The organism is Planktothrix sp. PLAVEN19ND (assembly GCF_057220675.1).
Genome location: NZ_CM170132.1, coordinates 1,115,892 through 1,134,924, shown reverse-complemented (window position 1 = coordinate 1,134,924; position 19,033 = coordinate 1,115,892). Strand labels below are relative to the sequence as shown.

Here is a 19,033-nt window from a genome sequence, read left to right as displayed (position 1 = left end):
GTTAAGATGCGCTTAAGCGCAACAACGGCTTATGATGGTCGAGTGAATTGAAGTTGAGAAAAAGATCATGCAAGAAGCTAGAAATGTTTTAGGCGGACAATTGGAAATGTGTTGTTCCGATCCGATGACTGGATTTTATCGGGATGGGTTTTGTTATACTGGGGGACAGGATTTTGGCGTTCATGTGATTTGTGCCCAAGTGACTCCAGCATTCCTCGAATATACAAAAGCCCAAGGAAATGACCTGAGTACCCCCGTTCCCGCCTTTGGGTTTCCGGGGTTAAAATCGGGGGATCGGTGGTGTTTGTGTGCCTCCCGTTGGCAAGAAGCCCTGGATGCGGGTGTCGCGCCCCCGGTGGTGTTAGAATCAACCCATGCCAGGGCGTTGGAAGTGGTTTCTCTGAATCAGTTACAACAATATGCCGTTCAGGGTTAGCTGAAAACGATATAGTAAGAAATTGAAATTATTAACGGTTTTTGAGATCCTATGTTCACCGTAGACATTATTGTTAAATACACTCCCACCCCTTTATCCATTCAAAAAAAATCTGCTGAGGATGCCCAAGGAGCTTACAATCAGATTTTAGACGCACTCCGGGGAGGAAATGCCCAGGTCTTAGAATTTACCTGCGATAAAATCACAGATAAAAAACTGGCAATTCTCAGTAGTGAGATTTCTGCGGTACAAATTTCCGATAAAACCGGAGGAAATGCCGCAGGAAGACCTCCGGGTTTTGTGGGTGCAAAGGCAGAATAGAGGGAACAACAACGAGCATGGAATCTTCAAGTCCAGCGATACGGGTAAAAGAACTATGCTTTAGTTGGCCAAGCGGGGCGCAGGTCTTAAAATCCTGTTCCCTAGATGTTCCTCAAGGTGAGTTTTGGATGCTTTTAGGGACTAATGGCAGTGGAAAATCCACCCTATTGAGATTATTGGCAGGGTTATTACCATCGAAATCGGGAGAAATCGAACTCCAAGGACGGGTGGGGTTTGTGTTTCAAAATCCCGATCATCAATTAGTTATGCCAACGGTAGGGGCGGATGTGGCCTTTGGATTAGTGGAAGATAAGTTACCCTGGGTTGAAGTCAAACAACGGGTAGAAGACGCTTTAACGGCGGTGAAATTATTGGAGTTACAGCGACGTCCGATTTATGCCTTAAGTGGGGGGCAAAAACAAAGAATTGCGATCGCTGGAGCCTTAGCCCGACATTGCCAGGTATTATTATTAGATGAACCTACAGCATTATTAGATCCCGATAGTCAAAATGATTTAGTGATTGAAGTCCAACGGTTAGTAAAAACCCGCGGCATTACAGCCCTATGGGTAACACACCGTTTAGAGGAATTAAACTATAGTGATGGGGCGTTTTTGTTGGAAAATGGTCAGGTGGTAGGTCGGGGTGATCCTGAACCCTTGAAACAACGATTAATGCAAAAAGAATTAAAAAGTTAAGAAATTGATTGAGACACACCGATAAAATCAATCATTTGATGTAACGATCCCGGTTTAGTCACAATTAATACAGTAGACCCGGGTTCTAAAACCGTACTCCCATTCGGGATCACCAAATCATCGTGGGGGTGAGGTTGATAACCTACAATCAAAGAACTCTCGGGAAACCGTGCATCCTGAGCAATTTCGGCCACACTGCGACCCGCAACACGACAACGATCAGGAATCGGCAGCTTGAGCACCTCAATTTGTCCTTGCTCAAAGTGCATCATCGATTCCACTTGCGGATACTCAATGGCATTCACCATCGTAGATACCCCTAATTCCACGGTACTCACAATATGATTCGCCCCCGACAAACGCAACGGCTCGGCAAAATCAGGGTGGCGCATCCGACTTAAAATATGGGGAACTCCGTAATGTTTTGCTAGGGTGACCATGGCTAAATTAAGGGCATCACTTCTGAGCATCGCCGCCAAGGAAGTCGCCTTCCGAATTCCAGCTTCCAATAATACATCCGTACTCACCGCACTGCCTTCAAAGGCCATGGCCCCAATTTTTTCCCGAGCATAGCGACAGGCGATGGGGTCAACATCAATCACCGCCACCGTATGCCCAAGTTCTAGTAACTTTTGGGCTAAACTTAGCCCCACTAATCCCCCACCACCGATGAGAACATACATAGCAATGCCTTAATTTTGGGTTGACAATTAATCTTAGCGTCTGGCAAGGTTAATTGTTAATATAAGACTTATTATTCAGCAGGATTGAGAGTGGATGTTACCGAATTAGTCAGGATTTCAATTATTCTCCTACTGGTTTCGACGGGAGTGGCGCTATTTTCCCGCAAGATTGGGATTCCCTACGTTACAGGTTTAGTGCTGGCCGGTTTGCCCTTCTCGAAATTTCTCTCTCAATCCGTGGGTTTAGACCCGGTTTTAGTGTTGAATCTATTTTTACCCATTCTCCTCTTTGAAGCCGGGATTAATACCGATGTCAGTCGTCTCCGCAGCACCTTTAAACCCATTGCCCTGTTAGCTGGCCCCGGGGCGATTTGTTCCAGTGCCATTATTGCCGTTTTATTAAAATTTGGCCTGGGACTCGATTGGATACCCGCCTTTTTTATGGGTGTGATGTTAGCCAATACCGATACGGTTTCCATGATTGCCGTTTTTAAGGAAATTCCCGTCCCTTCCCGATTGTCTACCATTGTGGAGGGGGAAACCCTATTTAACGATGCGGCGGCTCTGGTGTGCTTTAATCTGATTGCACAACTTTATGCCACGGGTTCCCTCACTGTCCTAGAGAGCTTCCAACAACTGCTGTTTACCTCTGTTGGCGGTGGTCTGGTGGGGTTAGTCCTAGGCTACTTAACTATCCCCATCTTTGCCCGGTTAGATGATCCCCTCAATAGTCTATTACTGACCGTGGCCGTGGCATTGGGAACCTTTCAGGTCGGGCACTTGCTGGGGGTATCCGGTGCGGTGGCGGTGGTGGTAGCGGGATTAATTTTCGGCAATCTGGGACTGTCTCGCCAAACCACAGCCTCCAGTCGGATTACCCTATTGAGTTTCTGGGAATATGCCGGTTTTACCGTTAATACCTTTATTTTTCTATTAATTGGGGTAGAAATCGACCTAGTAACCTTCTGGCAAACCTTACCTGCGGTTTTGTTAGCGGTTTTAGTTTACCAAGTCGCCCGGGGTTTAACGGTCTATCCCCTGTTAGCGGTGGCGAGTCGGTTTGACCGGGTAATTCCTCTGCGTTGGCAACATTTGTTATTTTTTGGGAATATCAAAGGCTCCCTATCCATGGCTTTGGCTTTAAGTTTACCGACCACCCTGCCGGGGCGGGATATTTTAATTACCTTGGTTTTTGGCAGTGTTTTGGTCTCCTTAGTTGGGCAGGGTTTAAGTTTACCTTGGGTGGTTAAACGTTTGAATTTATCAACGGTTTCCTTGATGCAGCAACGGGTGGAAGAATGGCAAGCGGAATTAATTACCGCCAAAGCTGCCCAGGATGAACTGGATAGTTTATTAAAGTCTGGAATTTTACCTAAATCGGTCTATGAAGAAATGCGTTCTACTTATCAAGTGAAAATAGCGGGAGCCGAAAGGTCTTTGCGAGAATTTTATAATCGGCGTCCGGTAGATTTTGAACAGTCTAAGGGAGATTATATTAGTAAATTAGACGCGATTCGGCGGCGTTTACTTTTAGCGGAAAAAGGGGTTCTCAATGAAGCAATGCGGAAGCGAATTTTATCGGAAACCGTTGCCCAAAAGCGTATCCAACTCCTTGACCAGCAATTACTGAAACTGGAGGATGATTAATCAATTATTGACAAAATTTCAGCAATTTTTGAGCTAAACTTACACTTCAATCCACAAGCAATCAAAATAATGACTGATTTAATTATACTATTTGCAGCGGCAGCCATTGGAGGTTTACTCGCTTCCATATTTAGGCAACCTGTTATTTTAGGCTACCTATTAGCTGGGATTATAAGTATATAGCAATCCTTGTAGGGGTTGGGTCTGGTCAACCCTCTTTGCACCTGGGTTTGGAGACCCAACTATTGCCTATTTCAAATATACATATATTTAGTATAAATAGCCGCCTGTCCACAATATTGATCTTGTTCATCTAAAACATTCCAGATGAAAACATCTTGAATTAAAAAGCGTTTTCCACTACTAGAAATTCTCACCCCTTGATAGTTTTTAACAAATCCTTTTGCCGTAGTTTCAGCTAACAAGCGATCGCGTTCCTCCTGTACCATGGGTTCGGCGGTTTTGCGAGAGGGCATTTGGGTGAATTCATCCCAGGTTAACTCCCACATTTTTAAAGCTCTTTGATTCCCATAATTCAAAATTGGATCTGGTTCAATTCCGTGGGAAACTAACACAAATGGCGCGTAAAATAAGGTTTCTGCAACTTCCTCCGGGGTGTCATTGACATTTAACAGGATTTCCCCCGTCCAATGTTGATAACTCCTCAAAAGTCTTTGAGTATGAATTATAATTCTGTCTTGTTTCCAGGGTGAAATCATTTATGATATAAAGATAGTATTTACAAATCTTAATAAAATGACAACCACAACGCCCCCCCAAATAACAACCTCCTTTGAACCCTTAACCTGGACATGGAGAGATCATCAAATCCAGTATACCGCCACCGGGAGCGGACAGCCCTTAGTTTTGATTCATGGGTTCGGTGCATCCATTGGACATTGGCGTCATAATATTTCTATTTTAGCCCAAGGAGGATACCGGGTTTTTGCTTTAGATTTATTGGGATTTGGGGCATCTGCAAAACCCAATCTCGATTATAGTTTAGAATTGTGGGAAGAATTGTTAACGGATTTCTGGGCAGAAAAGATTAAACAACCTGCTATTTTTATTGGCAATTCTATCGGGGCATTATTGGGTTTAATGATGGTTGCTAACCATCCTGAAATATCAACAGGGGCGGTATTAATTAATTGTGCAGGAGGGTTAAATCATCGCCCCGAAGAATTAAATTTTCCCCTCCGGTTAATTATGGGATTATTTGCAAAAGTTGTGAATAATCCTATTATTGGGCCGTTTATGTTCAATCAAATTCGACAAAAACACCGGATTCGGAATACCTTACATCAAGTTTATGGCAACAAACAAGCCATTACCGATGAGTTAGTAGACCTATTATATACTCCTTCTAATGATATGGGTGCTCAACAGGTCTTTGCTTCAATTTTAACCGCTCCTCCTGGCCCTCAACCCTCGGAATTATTACCCCAAATTCAACAACCCTTATTAATTATTTGGGGGGAAACTGACCCTTGGACACCGATTACTGGGGCAAAAATTTATCAAGATTTAGCGAAAATTAACCCATCGGTTGAATTTATTTCGATTCCCGATACGGGTCATTGTCCCCATGATGAACGTCCTGAACAGGTAAACTCTATGATTTTGAATTGGTTAAATAAATTAAGTTTAAAATAAATTTTTGTAAGGGATAGGGAATGGATAATAGGAAATAGGCAATATAGCAATCCGCGTCGAGGTTGTAACATTTTAATACTAATATGAAACAACCGGAAGTATTACCCTATATTCCCTATTCCCTTTTGCTCAAGAATTTTGAACACAACTCAAATAGGATTGCTATATTCCCTGTCATACTATCTAATGAAGAACTAATCTTATGGGTATAGGAAACTACGAACGTCAAAGTAAATACTTTAATTATCCTGAAATTAACCAATCCCGGGAAGAAATTTATTCAGATTTAGATGGCAGGACAAATGAAATTTTGGAACAGAATGCTGATCAGTTTGAGAACGTGAATTTCTCTGTTTTACTCCCTCCCTTATTTTATCAAGGTCAATTTATTAAAGGATTATATTTTAGTGAATCTGTAGATTTGTTAAATAAACTTTTACCCCAACTTTCTGAGGTTTTTTTGTCAATTGCTGATTCCCTTTGGTGTGCCTATCCTTGGTCTAATACGGCTGATGCCTATTTTTGTTTATACGATAATCCCTCCCGGGCAGATTGGTTTAGAAAAACCTATCCCCAACGGGCAAATAAAATTTTAATTCCCGGTTCTAATGCCGATTTTATTAATGAATATTTGATTGCTCCTCAGCCTATTAATATTAAAGATATTGATGTTTTATGTGTGGCTAATTTATCTCCTGTTCATAATTTACCCATGATGGCAAAGGCGTTAAAAATTTATCATAAAAAATATAATAAACCCTTAAAAACGACCTTGATTTTAGAGGATCATTTTGATCCAAGTTATGTTGATTTACTCACGGGTGAAGCTCAATTAGAATGGCAAAAAATTAAAACTATTTTAGCGAATAATTTAGATGATATTCAGGTTGTTTCTCAAGTTGACTATTATCAAGAAAAGCCCCTGTATTATTCTCGATCTAAAGTTTGTCTCGTAGGTTCGCTTTTAGAAGGAAAAAATCGCAGTCTTTCCGAAGCAATGAGTTGCAATACTCCGGTAATTTGTTTTAGGCAATTCAATCAATATGTCAGAGGTAAAGCTGAATTATTCCCTCCAGGATCGGGGTTATTATCGGAATTTGATCCTGAAGCTCTGGCCGATACTATCCACACTGCTTTAGATAATTTAACGGTTTTTCAACCCCGTTTTAATTATTTAAAATACCAAGGTCGTAAAAACTTTTTTAATACTTGTTTAGATAGTTTTTCCTATTATTATAACACAGTTCCTGATTATATTAAAGGACAAGCCTATAATAATTTATGGTTGGATTTAGCCCTACAATATAATTATCAAATCAGTCTCCATGATTTTTTATATGGACGTTCTCCGCGATCGCATTTACAAGGATTAGTTAATATTTATAAAATTCTGAATCAATGGATCACAATTAAATCTTAATAGTAGGAGCGGGTTCGAGTTATCCTATTAATATGCACAAAAAATATCTCTCAACCCGCCCCTCACGGGTTGGATAATTATAACCATGAAAACGATTAATTACCGCAGAATTATTGATTTAACTCATAAAATTCATCCTAATATTCCTTTATGGCCCGGTGATCCAGTTGTGGAGTTAGAAACGGTTGCCGATTTTGCGACATCGGGATATTATTTAAGGCGGTTTTCCCTGGGAGAACATAGTGGAACTCATTTGAATTCCCCTAAAAGTTTTTATCAAGATGGAATGGGAATTGATGATTATTCTCCAGAGTCTTGTATTCTTCCTGCCGTGGTAATTAATATTAGAGAAAAATCCAGTCAAAATCCCGACGCTATTTTAACGGTAAGTGATATTGAATTATGGGAGAAACAGTATAATATTATTCCTGAAAATAGTATGGTTTTACTTTATACCGGTTGGCAGGAAAAATGGCATGATCCCGTTGCTTTTTTAAATATTGATACCGAGGGAAAACTGCACTTTCCGGGGTTTGGGAGTGAAGCAACTCAATTTTTAATCGAACAGCGCAATATTAAGGGAGTGGGAATTGATACCCATGGCATTGATCCGGGTTTTGATGATAGTTTTAATACTAATAAACTGATTTTAAAAAATAACGGTTTTGTCTTAGAGAACTTGACCAATCTGGATCAACTTCCCGCCACTAAAATTACCTTAATGATCGGGATTTTAAAATTAACAGGCGGTTCGGGTTCACCTGTTTCTGTGTTAGCCTTAATTTAAGCTGTCTTAATAAATACCTTTTTAAACTATTAATTTTGGAATTGTTTTATGGGTCTTGATATTTCCACAATGTCCGTGATGGTAAGTGCCTCATTAATTCTACAATCAATTACCTTAATTTACTTCTTTTTTCTAGCCAATAAATATCCAGGGGTCGGGATTTATGCTATCGGAACTTTGTTATCAGCAATCGGATTTTTGATTATTCCGATTTGTCCCTTTATATCTGATCAATTCATTGAATTTAATCTTAAATTTTTGTCAAATTTATTGCTTATATCCTCTCAAATTCTTTACACTATTGGGATTATACAATTTTTAAATAAAAAAGTTAATTCCTTTTTTTTTATTGCTTTAACCTCTGCCTCCTTAGTGATCCAATTTTATTCTATCTATATTAAAAATGATTTTATTATCCGAAATATGGGTATAATTTTTACATCTATCACTGCTTATTTTTGGGCTATTTATTTTTTAATCAAATTCCGAGAAAGATATCTCTATGCGTCATCTATTTTTATTTGCATTTCATTTGTTTTTAATATAATTTTTTTGCTCTTTAGAGCTATTATGATTCCCCTAACTCATACAAAAGCCTTACTAGACCCAAATGTGGTTAATCTAACCACATTTGGGTCTATGTTTTTGTTTGACTACCTGCGAAATGCGGGTTTTATTATGATGATTTGTCAACGTTTGTACCATCAAATTCATCAATTAGCGACTCTCGATTTTTTGACAAACGCATTCAATCGTAGGGCAATGCAACAGTGTTTAGATCAGGAAATAGCCAAATTTAATCGAAGTAAAATCCCCTTTTCTCTGATTATGCTTGATGTTGATCGCTTCAAATTAATTAATGATACCTATGGCCATGATCGGGGTGATTTGGTTTTGCAACACCTGACCACAATACTAAAACAAAACCTTCGGTCAGAAGATATTCTTAGTCGTTGGGGTGGGGAAGAATTTCTAATTTTGTTACCCAATACAGATATTCAGGAATCATTCCTGGTGGCGAATAGACTGCGAGCTACCGTGGAGGAAAACCCCGCCAATAATAGATTAATTTACTATACAATTAGTTTGGGTGTAGGAACGTTTAATCAAGAATATACTGGAAAATTAGATTCCCTATTAATCGCCATTGATCAAGCCCTTTATCAAGCAAAAGAAAATGGCAGAAATCAGGTTATTATTGCTAAAAATTTATAATAATTTATGGTTAGCTAGTCGCTCAACTCTTGAATTCTGACGACTTCAGCCATAATTTCCCCATCGGAGCGTTAAACTAGATAGAAATGAGCGTAGCAACGGGAAAAGGTAGAATGAATAGGTCTTGGATCAAAACCTGGATGGGAGGATCAAATCCTAAACAGATAGTCCCCCAGAAAACGAAGATCGGAAAACGACTGGGACGGCTTTTGGGGACTTGGATCATCGCCCAGGGGGTGCTTTTGGGAACTCCCTCCTTTGCCGATAACACCCCAAAAACCATAACCTATAGTCAACTGTTGCAGAAAATTCAAGCTGGGGAAGTCCAAAAAATTGAAGAAGACCCTTCGCGACAAATGGCGAAAGTCACCTTGAAGGGGGAGAAAGATAAAAAGCCTGGGTCGGTGTATTTTGTCTCCCTATTTGCCCAAAACCCAGAATTGATGCGGGAAATTCGGGATAATAATGTTGAGTATGGAGTTAGCCCTTCGGCGGATAATAGCATGGCCATGGGGCTGATTGTGAATATGCTGATTATTTTTGGCTTATTGGCTATTTTATTAATGATTCTGCGACGGTCTACCCAAGCCTCGGGCCAAGCCATGAATTTTGGCAAATCCAAAGCCAGATTTCAAATGGAGGCGAAAACCGGAATCCTATTTGAAGATGTGGCGGGAATTGAGGAAGCTAAGGAAGAATTACAGGAAGTTGTCACCTTCTTGAAGCAACCCGAACGTTTTACCGCCATTGGGGCTAAAATTCCCCGGGGAGTCTTGTTAATTGGGCCGCCAGGGACGGGAAAAACCCTATTAGCCCGGGCGGTGGCTGGAGAGGCGGGAGTACCGTTTTTTAGTATTTCTGGGTCGGAATTTGTGGAGATGTTCGTCGGGGTCGGCGCTTCCCGGGTCAGGGATTTATTTAGAAAGGCGAAGGAAAACGCCCCCTGTTTGGTGTTTATTGATGAAATTGATGCGGTTGGACGTCAACGGGGCGCAGGTATTGGTGGGGGAAATGATGAGCGCGAACAAACCCTAAACCAATTATTAACGGAAATGGACGGGTTTGAAGGCAATACGGGTATTATTGTGATTGCGGCGACTAACCGCCCCGATGTTTTGGATGCGGCGTTATTACGTCCGGGTCGGTTTGATCGGCAAGTTATGGTGGATTTACCGAGTTTTAATGGCCGCTTGGGGATTTTGGAAGTTCATGCTCGGAATAAGAAGTTATCCGAGGAGGTTTCTTTGGATGCGATCGCCCGTCGCACCCCGGGATTATCGGGGGCCGATTTAGCGAATTTACTGAATGAAGCGGCGATTTTAACCGCCCGACGTCGCAAGGAAGCGATTACTCCTTTAGAAATTGATGATGCCATTGATCGGATTACGATTGGGTTAGCTTTAACACCGTTATTAGATAGTAAGAAAAAGCGTCTGATTGCCTATCATGAAATCGGACACGCTTTGTTAATGACATTGTTGAAGAATTCCGATCCTTTAAATAAAGTTACCATTATTCCCCGTTCTGGAGGAATTGGCGGTTTTGCTCAACAAATGTTTAATGAAGAAATGGTCGATAGTGGATTATATACAAAATCCTGGCTAATTGATCAAATTACGATTTGTTTGGGCGGACGGGCGGCGGAAATGGAGGTTTTTGGGGATTCGGAAGTTACGGTTGGAGCCAGTAATGATATTCAAACGGTGACGAATTTAGCCCGGGAAATGGTAACTCGTTATGGAATGTCAGAGTTAGGTTTAGTAGCTTTAGAAAGTCCCTCGGCGGAAGTATTTTTAGGTCGAGGATTTCCCTCTCAATCGGAATATTCGGAGGAAGTAGCTACCCAAATTGATCATCTAATTCGAGATCTGGCTTTTGAGTGTTATGAAAAAGCCCGAAAACTGGTTCGTGAAAATAGAATGTTAATTGATCAGTTGGTGGAATTACTGTTAGAAATTGAAACTTTGGAGGGAGAACAATTTCGGAAATTAGTGGCAGAATATACTCCTTCGGCCGTTAAGGTTAGTTAGGGAAGGGGGAATGGGTAATGGGTAATTACGAATTACGAATGGCAAAAGTTTACCTCCCCTGCTCCCCCTGCTCCCCCTGCTCCCCCTGCTCCCCCTGCTTCCCCTATTCCCTGTTCCCTATTCCTACGATGAGTTTTCAGGTGTTGAAATGTGGAGTTTGGGGTTTTCCCATTCCGTCAGTTAAAGCATAACTTGTTGTTAATAACCACATCCAAAGTTTAGGATAACGTGGTTCTAACCAGGGTTGAATTTTGCGACTGAAATTAGGAAGCCAACCGCAAAGGAAACTAATCATAGATAACACCATAAATTGAATAAAGTTCTTCAGCCACCTAAAAACTTCTCCGACAGTTACAAAGTCTAAGATCCAAACTAATAATAAAGGGTTTATCCAGGCCGCTTTTAGAGCTAACTTTGTAAAAATCCACCAAGTTGTTCGATCTTTAATAAAGGTTTCGGCAATTTCTTGAGATTCCGTGGCTAAAACCCCAAAAAAAGTATTTAAAATGGAGTTAATTTTTTGCGGGGGTAAATATTTCCCCATGGGCACCATCATCCCTTTAGAAAATAACCAAGTTACAGAAATATTAGTTTGATACGCCCGAATTTGATCTAGGGAATCTGCGGTTAATAAATCATGTTTTAAAGCCGTATTTAATAAGTCCGTTAATCGAGATAAATTCCGCACTAAAGACCCAAATCCGGTAAAGACTAAGGGAGATTGTAAAGAGGCAGCATCCCCAATTAAAATTAACCGATCGACACTAATTTTGCGATCGCGACTGCCATTACTAAAATGCCCCGGAATATAACCAAAGGTCGGTTTTTTCCAAACTAATTTATCCATATCGCAGCGACGATATTCGGGTAAAATAGTGAAAAAATCTTCATACATTTCTAACAGAGAACCTGGGTTTTTAGGATTCACTTGATGATAGTGAAACAGATAAAATGTTAACTCATTGCCCGCCCCGGGAAACAGTTCCCAAATTAACTGTCTACCCCTAGAAATATCCCCGTGACTATTTAAAACATCCCCATAGGTGGCATCCCAAACCCCCGGTTCAAACCCGCCATCAATTACCGCCCCCACCGTCGGACAGACGCTATCAAAAGCCCGTCCTCCGTTCAATTGCCAAGCAATGGGGGACGCTGTTCCCATGGCATCAATTAATAGCCGTCCCGTGGCGGTGCGTTCAGTTTGGCCGGGAATATGAAGGGATTTAATAGTAACTTGATCGGGATTAATATTGGCTTGTAAAAACTCCGTTTCATCCCAAATTTCTCCCCCAGCTTGTTTGAGTTTTTCCCCGGATAATTTTAATAGAATTTCAGCATCTAAGGCAACATTTAAAACCCTGGGGGTATGGAGAATTTCAGCTTGAGCAATTTTAGGATTATAAGCATCAAAAAACTTATGAAATCCATCTTTATATTCTCGGGCGATGAAACTTTCAATTTCCGTCGGGGTAAATAATTTTAAATCAATTAAACTTTTTAACTCACTGCGAGAAATATTCCATTCTCGGTTCATACGACCAAAAGGCAACCGTTCAATTAATAAAACTTTATAGCCTAATCTTGCCATCACCGCCGCATGAATCACCCCTAAAGCACCCCCGATATAAATTAAGTCATAATTTGGGGAATCATTGGTCTGGGAATCATCAGTTTTAAAAATAACTTGCTTCGGAGTTTGGGGATTTCTGACTCCTTCCCGCCAACGTTTTTCCCACCAATAAACCCGTTGGAGATCAAATTCTCCATTAGGCATTTTTTTGAAGTATTTAACCGTTAGGGGATAGTCTTTTTCTAATCCTTCAAAAATGGATTGTTGAGATAAATCAATCTCTGGAGGTTCGGGATATTGATGGGGAAATGCGGTTCTAATTTCGGTTTTTAAATTCTTTAAAAATAGTTTTTCTTGGATTTTAGGCGGTTGACCAACGCGAAAAACTTTTAAATAGGTTGTCCGTTGAACTGACCAAACAAAAGTTGAAAATTCATTCCATTCTGTGCTGTTTTCCTGCTGGGGAGAGAATCGCAACCGAAACCCGTCGGGGGTGATCAATTTTTCCCCATTCGGCGCTTGAAAGTTTTCTTGCAACCAAGTACAAACCTGTTGAGTGCCGGGAGTGGGAACTTCAAGATATAAAATTTCTTTAATATTTGCCATTCTCAGCTTGACCTCAGTTGCAATAACTTTACTAGATCAAGTTGTACCATAAAAGGGTATCAAGGAATTTTGGAAAAGCAAAAATGAGTGAAAAAACAGCAATTCAAGGTTTAATCCAGCAACAGCGAGACTTTTTTGCCACGGGACAAACCCAGGATATCCAGTTTCGCCTTGCCCAACTTCAGGGTTTGAAACAAGCGATCACATTCCATGAAACAGCGATTATTAACGCCATAAAAGCCGATTTAGGCCGTCCTGACCTGGAATCATGTTTTGAGTTTTCCCCGGTTGCTGAACTCAATTATGCCCTTAAACATCTCAAATCTTGGGTTAAACCCCAAAAAATTCCCGCCTCTTTGGGTCAACTTCCCGCCTCAACCTTTATTTATCCCCAACCTTTAGGAATTATCCTAATTATTGGCCCTTGGAATTATCCGTTTCAACTATTGATTTCTCCTTTAATTGGGGCGATCGCGGCGGGGAATTGTGCTATTTTAAAACCTTCAGAAATTTCTGTCAATACCTCTAAAATCATTAAAGATATTATTAGTAAAAATTTTGATTCTGAATATATTACCGTTGTTGAAGGGGGAATAGAAACTAGTCAAGAATTATTAGCCGAAAAGTTTGATCATATTTTCTTTACAGGCGGAACAAAAGTCGGGCAAATTGTCATGGAAGCCGCCGCCAAATACTTAACACCCGTCACCCTAGAGTTGGGCGGAAAAAGCCCCTGCATTGTGGATGATGATATCCAATTAGATTATACCGCAAAACGAATTATTTGGGGTAAATTAATCAACGCAGGTCAAACCTGTATCGCTCCCGATTATTTGTTAGTGAATTGTCTAATAAAATCAGAATTAATTATGGCATTGCAAAAATGGATTAAAACTTTTTTGGGTGATAACCCCGAAACCAGTCCCGATTATTCACGGATTATTAATCAATTTCATTTTAACCGATTACAGCAATTATTAAAAGCGGGTAATATTATTACCGGAGGCAAAACCAACCCCGAAACCCGATATATTGCTCCCACTTTAATTGATAATATTTCCTGGGATGACTTAATTATGCAGGAGGAAATTTTTGGGCCGATTTTACCGATTTTAGAATATCAGGATTTAGGAGAAGCGATCGCCAAAATCAACAGTCGTCCCAAACCTTTAGCATTATATCTATTTTCCAGGGATAAGGATAAACAAAACCGAATATTACAAGAAACATCATCAGGAACCCTCTGTTTTAATGATACAGTATTACAAATTGGGGGAAAATCTTTACCCTTTGGTGGCGTAGGAGAAAGTGGAATAGGAAGTTATCATGGAAAAACCACCTTTGATCGATTTTCCCATTATCGCAGTGTATTAAAACAAACATTTTTATTAGATTTACCTTTACGTTATGCACCCTATAAAGGCAAGGAATGGTTAATTAAAAAAATTCTAATGCACTAAGCTGTTAAGCAGCTAAACCAACACAGATTCAGGACTTACGCAAGCAGGCTATATATAGCGTGTCAAAAATAGGCGATCGCATACCAATTATAATAGCTAATTATTTGTTTTCCCCCCAATGTTGGGGGCTAGGGGGCTAGATGGCTTGAAATGTATAGGGTTTAGACAGATTTCTCAATCGGCAATATTTGCCCCCTAAATCCCCCAAAATTGGGGGACTTTAAGAGGTTGTCCTGTTAAAGCGATCTCGTTTGAGTTACGAGCGAGATCGCTAACTCATTATTACGCTACATATAGCGTATCCTGAGATTGCTATATTGGTGCGGGCGCTGTGATGGAACACCCTACCAATTCAGGTTCATTAATAAGGCGTAAAAGTTTAACGGTTTCGATAGTTTCCATTGCAAAGGTATTACCTTCTTGATCTGTAAAGTCAATTAAAAATGCTTTTTGATCAAAAGACATCAAAACTGTTCCCATTTGCCCTCGACGGAGTAGAATTTGCTGATGGGTGACTTTGTGGGTAGCGATCGCATCTTCGGTTAGAGCAACCAGATCGTATTCTTGAATTTCGTTCATAATCAGTTAGTTATTCAATAGGATAAGTATTGGTCAGGCGGGGAAAATCTTCGGTAGTTTTGATGATCCAACAGCTTAAAACTAGAGATTCTCCAAAATCGGTAAGAAGTGAAAATACTAGGTCATAATGAGTGCCATATTGATCAACTTTGTAAAGTTCTGCCTCTCCTTCAATAGCAGCTTTCTGTAAAGCTTTTTCCAAAATTTCTTTGTTGGCTAGGGTAATACCAAGTCGTTTTTCAAAAAGGAGAGCTTTATGTTTGCCTTTTGAATGTTTGGAGTTGAGGGAATAGCGCTCAAGTTTGTCTCCTAGTTGGGCTTTGTCACCGTTGGGAAGTTTCATCGGTTTGAAGCTATGGGGTTACTCAGAATATCGACATAAATATAGTTCTCAGGATGTTTAAGTGATTCTACAGCTTCTTTTAGATGGTGGCGATTAGCTTCTGTAGATAGTAGATAATCTGTTTCATCGGTTTCAGTTGATTTGCCAATTAATAAAATTGCCTCAATAACAGTTCCTTCTGGCAAATCGAGGGAGGGTAAATCGAGTTTACCATTTTTAATAGTTGTCTTGTATTTAAGGGTATTCATAACATCTGATGGTAGAGAGATTTTTTAATTATAAGCTGTCGTGCATTTAAACTGTATATTCCAGCGAGCGAGGACGCTCGCACTGCAAGGATTTGACAATGATCTAATACCCACACCCCCTTAATCACCCTTCTCCCTTCCTTCGTGTCTTCGTGTCTTTGTGGTTCCTTTCCAACTTAAATCTATTATAATCATCAATAACAGCCTGACCTCACCCCCAACCCTCCCTCACCATGAACGACGCCTACTTACAACTATTACTCGAAATACTAACAGCAATTGACGAGAATACAGATAATCCTAAAGCTGTCTATCCCTTACTCCAAGAAAATAGCGATCAATTAGATGAAACCTTTATTCTCACCTTGCAAGAATGGGCAAAAGAACAACTGCAAGATGCCGACCCCGACCAATCAAATTGCATCAAATTTATCAAGAGTTAATAGAAACTATGGAAGAAGCTTACCTCAACGCTATTGATCAAGCATCTTTAGAGGTTTCTGAAGGAATTTATGAAGCTAAAGAATTAGAAAAGTTAGTCAACAAAGAAGAAATATTCAAGCAAGCGATGGATTTAATTAAAGATGAATAAATCATAACAGAAATCAGGTTTCTAATCTTTATTTATGGGATAAAATCAAGATTTTTGATTCAGAAACCCGATTTCTAGGAGTTGGTAGTTAAAGATGTTTTTCTCGTTCTAACCAAGCTCTCATTTTCCCCGGATTTAATAACCCATAGGGATCAACTTTTTGTTTAAATTGTAATTGTTCTAAATTAATTATTTTCATGCCTCCATCCTCTAAAATATAGGTATGGGGATTAAAAATAACCGCACCCCGTTCTTCATGATAACGAATAATTTCATTTAACCTTTCCTCTGTGGTAAATCGCACTAATTGTAAAGAAGCGGGGTGCATTTCTCCATGTAGTCTTAAAAACTCTAAATGCTGCATCACTTCATCCCCAAAATGATCATAGAGATGTTCCAGTAGTTCTAATTTGCGATCCGCAGGTAAGAGGGTTTGTAAATAGGTAATAGATGGATCAACACTTCGGGCGTGTAAGGTGGTATGGTTCCAACTATATTCTATTATTGTTGTTCCTTTCCCCGTTTCTTGGGATGATTTCTGATAACAAATTTCACCGTTATACTGTTTAACTAATTCTTGAAAGGGTTCTAAGCTGGTTTCAGATACTATTAATAATGCTGCGTGTTTTCCGGCGGGTATTATATCTTTAAATGCAGTAAAATAGGAGGGAATGGGAGACGCAAAAATGGAGACTAATTTTTTAATAATTCCATCGGATAAAGCCAAATCTTGACCAAACCGAGCCGAGGTCATAAAATCATCAAAAGTAACAATTATTTCCGCCCAAGGATAGGCGGGTGCTAGGGGTATTTCTAACTCAATAATAATCCCATTTGTCCCATAGGCATGATTGACTTTTTGTACGTCATCTCCTCTTAATTGAATAACTTTTGGTTCGTCTTCCATGGTCACAACTCGTGCTGCTTGTAAGTTACCGCGATCGCGTAATTGTCCATAATTAATCGAACCAATTCCCCCACTTCCTCCCTCAATAAATCCGCCAATAGTTGCGGTACGATAGGTAGAAGGAACCATGCGTAATTCCCAGCCGATTTCCCGTGCTTGTTTATCAAAAGCTGCCATTTTTACCCCCGGTTCCACACAAGCTAAACCGGGTTTTATCCACTTAATATTATTCAATTTAGAAATATCTAAAATCACCCCTCCTTCCAAGGGAATACATTGTCCATAATTTCCCGTTCCCGCTCCCCGAACCGTGAGAGGAATTTTATATTTTACACAAACTTTAGCCACTTGTAAAATTTCCGCTTCCGTTGCGGGACGTACCACAATATCTCCGGTTTTATCCTGAAGTAACGGTTGCAAAATTGGGCTAAAATGATAATAGTCTTGGGATAGTTTTTTAACTTGAGTTTGATCCGTAATCATTTCAATTCCTGAGAGTTCAGCACATAAGTTATCCCAGTTAATATCAGTTGTCATAATTTTTCAAGCCAATTTGTTTAAATTATAGGATAACCGCTCTCAAAATGGTCTAAAATCTGAAAAGATTCGGTAAACAGCCAAAATATGACCACAAATCAACCTCTTTCTGGATATACTCTACCCGTTTTTGCTTGCGCGGCGGCGGTAGCGGCTTTGGAATATTTAAAAACCAGAAATCAGTCTATTGAACAGGTATCTATTGATTTAATTGATCCGGCGGAAACCGCGAATATTCCGATTGAACAAATAGCGATTTTAACCGATAATTCGGCTTTAGCAATTACCCGTTCCGATCCTGGAGATAATTTAGATTTAACCCGAAATACTCCAATTTGGGCGATGGTGGAATGGTTGGATAGTTCAGAACCCCCCCCAACTGCTTACCAAGAGGGGGCTAGGGGGGGTGAACTTTCAGATGCTATTTTTATCAAAGGAGGAGAAGGAATTGGCTATGATCAAAAGACGGGAAAAACAGCGATCTATCGTTATGCTAAAACTTTATTATTAGCCAATATCGAGAAAATATTACCAGCAAATAAATCTATTTTAATTACCTTTATTTTACCCCAAGGAAAACGACTAGCAACCCGCACATCTAACGCTGCTTTTGGAATAGTTGAAGGATTATCTTTACTGGGAACCACAGGAATTTCTCAACCCTTAACGGTTCCAGAGCAATTAGAACAATATAAAATTCAACTCCAAGAAAAAGCAAAAAAATTTGATTCTTTGGTATTTTGTATTGGTGAAAACGGATTAGAATTAGCTGCAAGAATGGGGATTTCTCCTCAACGCATGATTAAAACTGCCAATTGGTTAGGGCCGATGTTAGTCTGTGCCGCCCTAGCGGAAGTTCAGTCAATCCTATTATTTGGTTATCATGGTAAACTCATCAAATTAGCCGGAGGAATTTTCCATACCCATCATCATATTGCCGATGGACGATTAGAAATTTTAACTGCCTATTGTGCTAACTTAGGATTATCCACTTTCGATCTACAAAGAATTTTTAATTGTTCAACGGCCGAGGATGCTTTACAATATTTGCGAGAATTAGATGCAATCAAAGGGGAAAATTGGGTCAGTCGGGTATATGGAGAAATAGCAAAGACGATTGATCAACGATCCCAGAACTATATTTACACCCATTGTGAAAAAAATATCAAGGTTGGTTCGGTAATGTTCGACCGCCAGCGTAAAATTATCATTAAAAGTGAAAATGCTGATATAATTTTGGGGTAAATTTGTTATTCTAATCGGATACAACAATCAGGTTTATCCTTGGTTGACAATTA

Annotated in this window: 21 protein-coding genes; 13 read left to right on the top strand and 8 right to left on the bottom strand. The window is 39.9% G+C overall.

Annotated elements, in window-relative coordinates; translation table 11 throughout:
* Window positions 1–67: 67 nt before the first annotated feature.
* Genes AC2D3N_RS05035 through AC2D3N_RS05025 form a run of 3 tightly spaced genes read left to right on the top strand, consistent with a single transcriptional unit; the run spans window position 68 to window position 1,455 of the window.
* The gene (locus AC2D3N_RS05035; RefSeq protein ID WP_484692964.1) at window positions 68–436 is read left to right on the top strand and encodes a DUF2237 family protein; all 369 of its coding nucleotides are present in this window, start codon (window positions 68–70) and stop codon (window positions 434–436) included.
* Between the two features lie 51 nt (window positions 437–487).
* Entirely contained in the window at window positions 488–757 is a 270-nt protein-coding gene (locus AC2D3N_RS05030) for a UPF0367 protein family (RefSeq protein WP_026795076.1), read from the top strand.
* Between the two features lie 17 nt (window positions 758–774).
* Window positions 775–1,455 carry an energy-coupling factor ABC transporter ATP-binding protein gene (locus tag AC2D3N_RS05025; RefSeq protein WP_484692963.1) on the top strand — a complete coding sequence of 227 codons (681 nt, stop codon included), beginning with the start codon at window positions 775–777 and terminating at the stop codon, window positions 1,453–1,455.
* Here AC2D3N_RS05025 and AC2D3N_RS05020 read toward each other — a convergent pair.
* On the bottom strand, window positions 1,452–2,138 hold the full coding sequence (locus tag AC2D3N_RS05020; protein ID WP_079678818.1) for a potassium channel family protein: 687 nt from the start codon (window positions 2,136–2,138) through the stop codon (window positions 1,452–1,454). The two genes, AC2D3N_RS05025 and AC2D3N_RS05020, sit on opposite strands and share 4 nt — an antisense overlap.
* Window positions 2,139–2,228: 90 nt before the next feature.
* Here AC2D3N_RS05020 and AC2D3N_RS05015 point away from each other — a divergent pair, with 90 nt between their 5' ends.
* Window positions 2,229–3,785, top strand: a complete 1,557-nt coding sequence (locus AC2D3N_RS05015) for a cation:proton antiporter (protein ID WP_484692962.1) — start codon at window positions 2,229–2,231, stop codon at window positions 3,783–3,785.
* Here the strand turns inward: AC2D3N_RS05015 and AC2D3N_RS05010 are convergent.
* Both AC2D3N_RS05010 and AC2D3N_RS05005 read right to left on the bottom strand, forming a co-directional pair.
* Window positions 3,782–3,913: a hypothetical protein gene (locus tag AC2D3N_RS05010; RefSeq protein ID WP_484692961.1), complete on the bottom strand. Its 132-nt coding sequence runs from the start codon at window positions 3,911–3,913 to the stop codon at window positions 3,782–3,784. The genes AC2D3N_RS05015 and AC2D3N_RS05010 overlap by 4 nt on opposite strands.
* 126 nt (window positions 3,914–4,039) lie before the next feature.
* Window positions 4,040–4,504 (bottom strand): MEKHLA domain-containing protein, encoded by a 465-nt coding sequence (locus AC2D3N_RS05005; RefSeq protein ID WP_079678815.1) that lies wholly within the window; start codon window positions 4,502–4,504, stop codon window positions 4,040–4,042.
* 37 nt (window positions 4,505–4,541) lie between these two features.
* Between AC2D3N_RS05005 and AC2D3N_RS05000 the strand changes: the two genes are divergently transcribed.
* The 5 genes from AC2D3N_RS05000 (at window position 4,542) to ftsH (ending at window position 10,893) form a co-directional block, all read left to right on the top strand.
* Window positions 4,542–5,441: an alpha/beta fold hydrolase gene (locus AC2D3N_RS05000; protein WP_484692960.1), complete on the top strand. Its 900-nt coding sequence runs from the start codon at window positions 4,542–4,544 to the stop codon at window positions 5,439–5,441.
* Window positions 5,442–5,643: 202 nt separating this feature from the next.
* On the top strand, window positions 5,644–6,861 hold the full coding sequence (locus AC2D3N_RS04995; RefSeq protein WP_079678811.1) for a glycosyltransferase: 1,218 nt from the start codon (window positions 5,644–5,646) through the stop codon (window positions 6,859–6,861).
* Between the two features lie 85 nt (window positions 6,862–6,946).
* Window positions 6,947–7,648 (top strand): cyclase family protein, encoded by a 702-nt coding sequence (locus tag AC2D3N_RS04990; RefSeq protein WP_484692959.1) that lies wholly within the window; start codon window positions 6,947–6,949, stop codon window positions 7,646–7,648.
* Between the two features lie 48 nt (window positions 7,649–7,696).
* Window positions 7,697–8,863: a GGDEF domain-containing protein gene (locus AC2D3N_RS04985; RefSeq protein ID WP_200816754.1), complete on the top strand. Its 1,167-nt coding sequence runs from the start codon at window positions 7,697–7,699 to the stop codon at window positions 8,861–8,863.
* A 140-nt stretch (window positions 8,864–9,003) separates the two neighbouring features.
* Window positions 9,004–10,893, top strand: coding sequence for an ATP-dependent zinc metalloprotease FtsH (gene ftsH / locus AC2D3N_RS04980; RefSeq protein ID WP_484693734.1), 1,890 nt, complete (start codon window positions 9,004–9,006; stop codon window positions 10,891–10,893).
* A 136-nt stretch (window positions 10,894–11,029) separates the two neighbouring features.
* On the opposite strand, the gene AC2D3N_RS04975 is transcribed toward ftsH, so the two are convergent.
* On the bottom strand, window positions 11,030–13,060 hold the full coding sequence (locus AC2D3N_RS04975; RefSeq protein ID WP_484693733.1) for a flavin-dependent dehydrogenase: 2,031 nt from the start codon (window positions 13,058–13,060) through the stop codon (window positions 11,030–11,032).
* A 50-nt stretch (window positions 13,061–13,110) separates the two neighbouring features.
* Between AC2D3N_RS04975 and AC2D3N_RS04970 the strand changes: the two genes are divergently transcribed.
* Window positions 13,111–14,529: an aldehyde dehydrogenase gene (locus AC2D3N_RS04970; protein WP_484692958.1), complete on the top strand. Its 1,419-nt coding sequence runs from the start codon at window positions 13,111–13,113 to the stop codon at window positions 14,527–14,529.
* Between the two features lie 312 nt (window positions 14,530–14,841).
* On the opposite strand, the gene AC2D3N_RS04965 is transcribed toward AC2D3N_RS04970, so the two are convergent.
* The 3 genes from AC2D3N_RS04965 to AC2D3N_RS04955 are packed head-to-tail and all read right to left on the bottom strand — an operon-like array spanning window position 14,842 to window position 15,699.
* The gene (locus AC2D3N_RS04965; protein ID WP_079678803.1) at window positions 14,842–15,108 is read right to left on the bottom strand and encodes a DUF4926 domain-containing protein; all 267 of its coding nucleotides are present in this window, start codon (window positions 15,106–15,108) and stop codon (window positions 14,842–14,844) included.
* Window positions 15,109–15,118: 10 nt separating this feature from the next.
* Complete coding sequence (locus AC2D3N_RS04960; RefSeq protein ID WP_079678801.1) at window positions 15,119–15,451, bottom strand: DUF6883 domain-containing protein; 333 nt, start codon at window positions 15,449–15,451, stop codon at window positions 15,119–15,121.
* Window positions 15,448–15,699, bottom strand: coding sequence for a hypothetical protein (locus tag AC2D3N_RS04955; RefSeq protein ID WP_079678799.1), 252 nt, complete (start codon window positions 15,697–15,699; stop codon window positions 15,448–15,450). Before AC2D3N_RS04955 ends, AC2D3N_RS04960 begins: the two co-directional genes overlap by 4 nt.
* 233 nt (window positions 15,700–15,932) lie before the next feature.
* Between AC2D3N_RS04955 and AC2D3N_RS04950 the strand changes: the two genes are divergently transcribed.
* Together AC2D3N_RS04950 and AC2D3N_RS04945 are read left to right on the top strand one after the other, a co-directional pair.
* The gene (locus tag AC2D3N_RS04950) at window positions 15,933–16,142 is read left to right on the top strand and encodes a hypothetical protein (RefSeq protein ID WP_484692957.1); all 210 of its coding nucleotides are present in this window, start codon (window positions 15,933–15,935) and stop codon (window positions 16,140–16,142) included.
* A gap of 8 nt (window positions 16,143–16,150) precedes the next feature.
* A complete protein-coding gene (locus AC2D3N_RS04945; RefSeq protein ID WP_484692956.1) occupies window positions 16,151–16,291 on the top strand; it encodes a hypothetical protein in 141 nt (46 codons plus the stop codon).
* An 88-nt stretch (window positions 16,292–16,379) separates the two neighbouring features.
* Here the strand turns inward: AC2D3N_RS04945 and AC2D3N_RS04940 are convergent, their stop codons facing one another.
* Window positions 16,380–17,735, bottom strand: a complete 1,356-nt coding sequence (locus AC2D3N_RS04940) for an FAD-binding oxidoreductase (RefSeq protein ID WP_484692955.1) — start codon at window positions 17,733–17,735, stop codon at window positions 16,380–16,382.
* An 87-nt stretch (window positions 17,736–17,822) separates the two neighbouring features.
* Between AC2D3N_RS04940 and cbiD the strand changes: the two genes are divergently transcribed.
* Window positions 17,823–18,980, top strand: coding sequence for a cobalt-precorrin-5B (C(1))-methyltransferase CbiD (gene cbiD / locus AC2D3N_RS04935; protein WP_484692954.1), 1,158 nt, complete (start codon window positions 17,823–17,825; stop codon window positions 18,978–18,980).
* The last annotated feature ends 53 nt before the right edge of the window (window positions 18,981–19,033 follow it).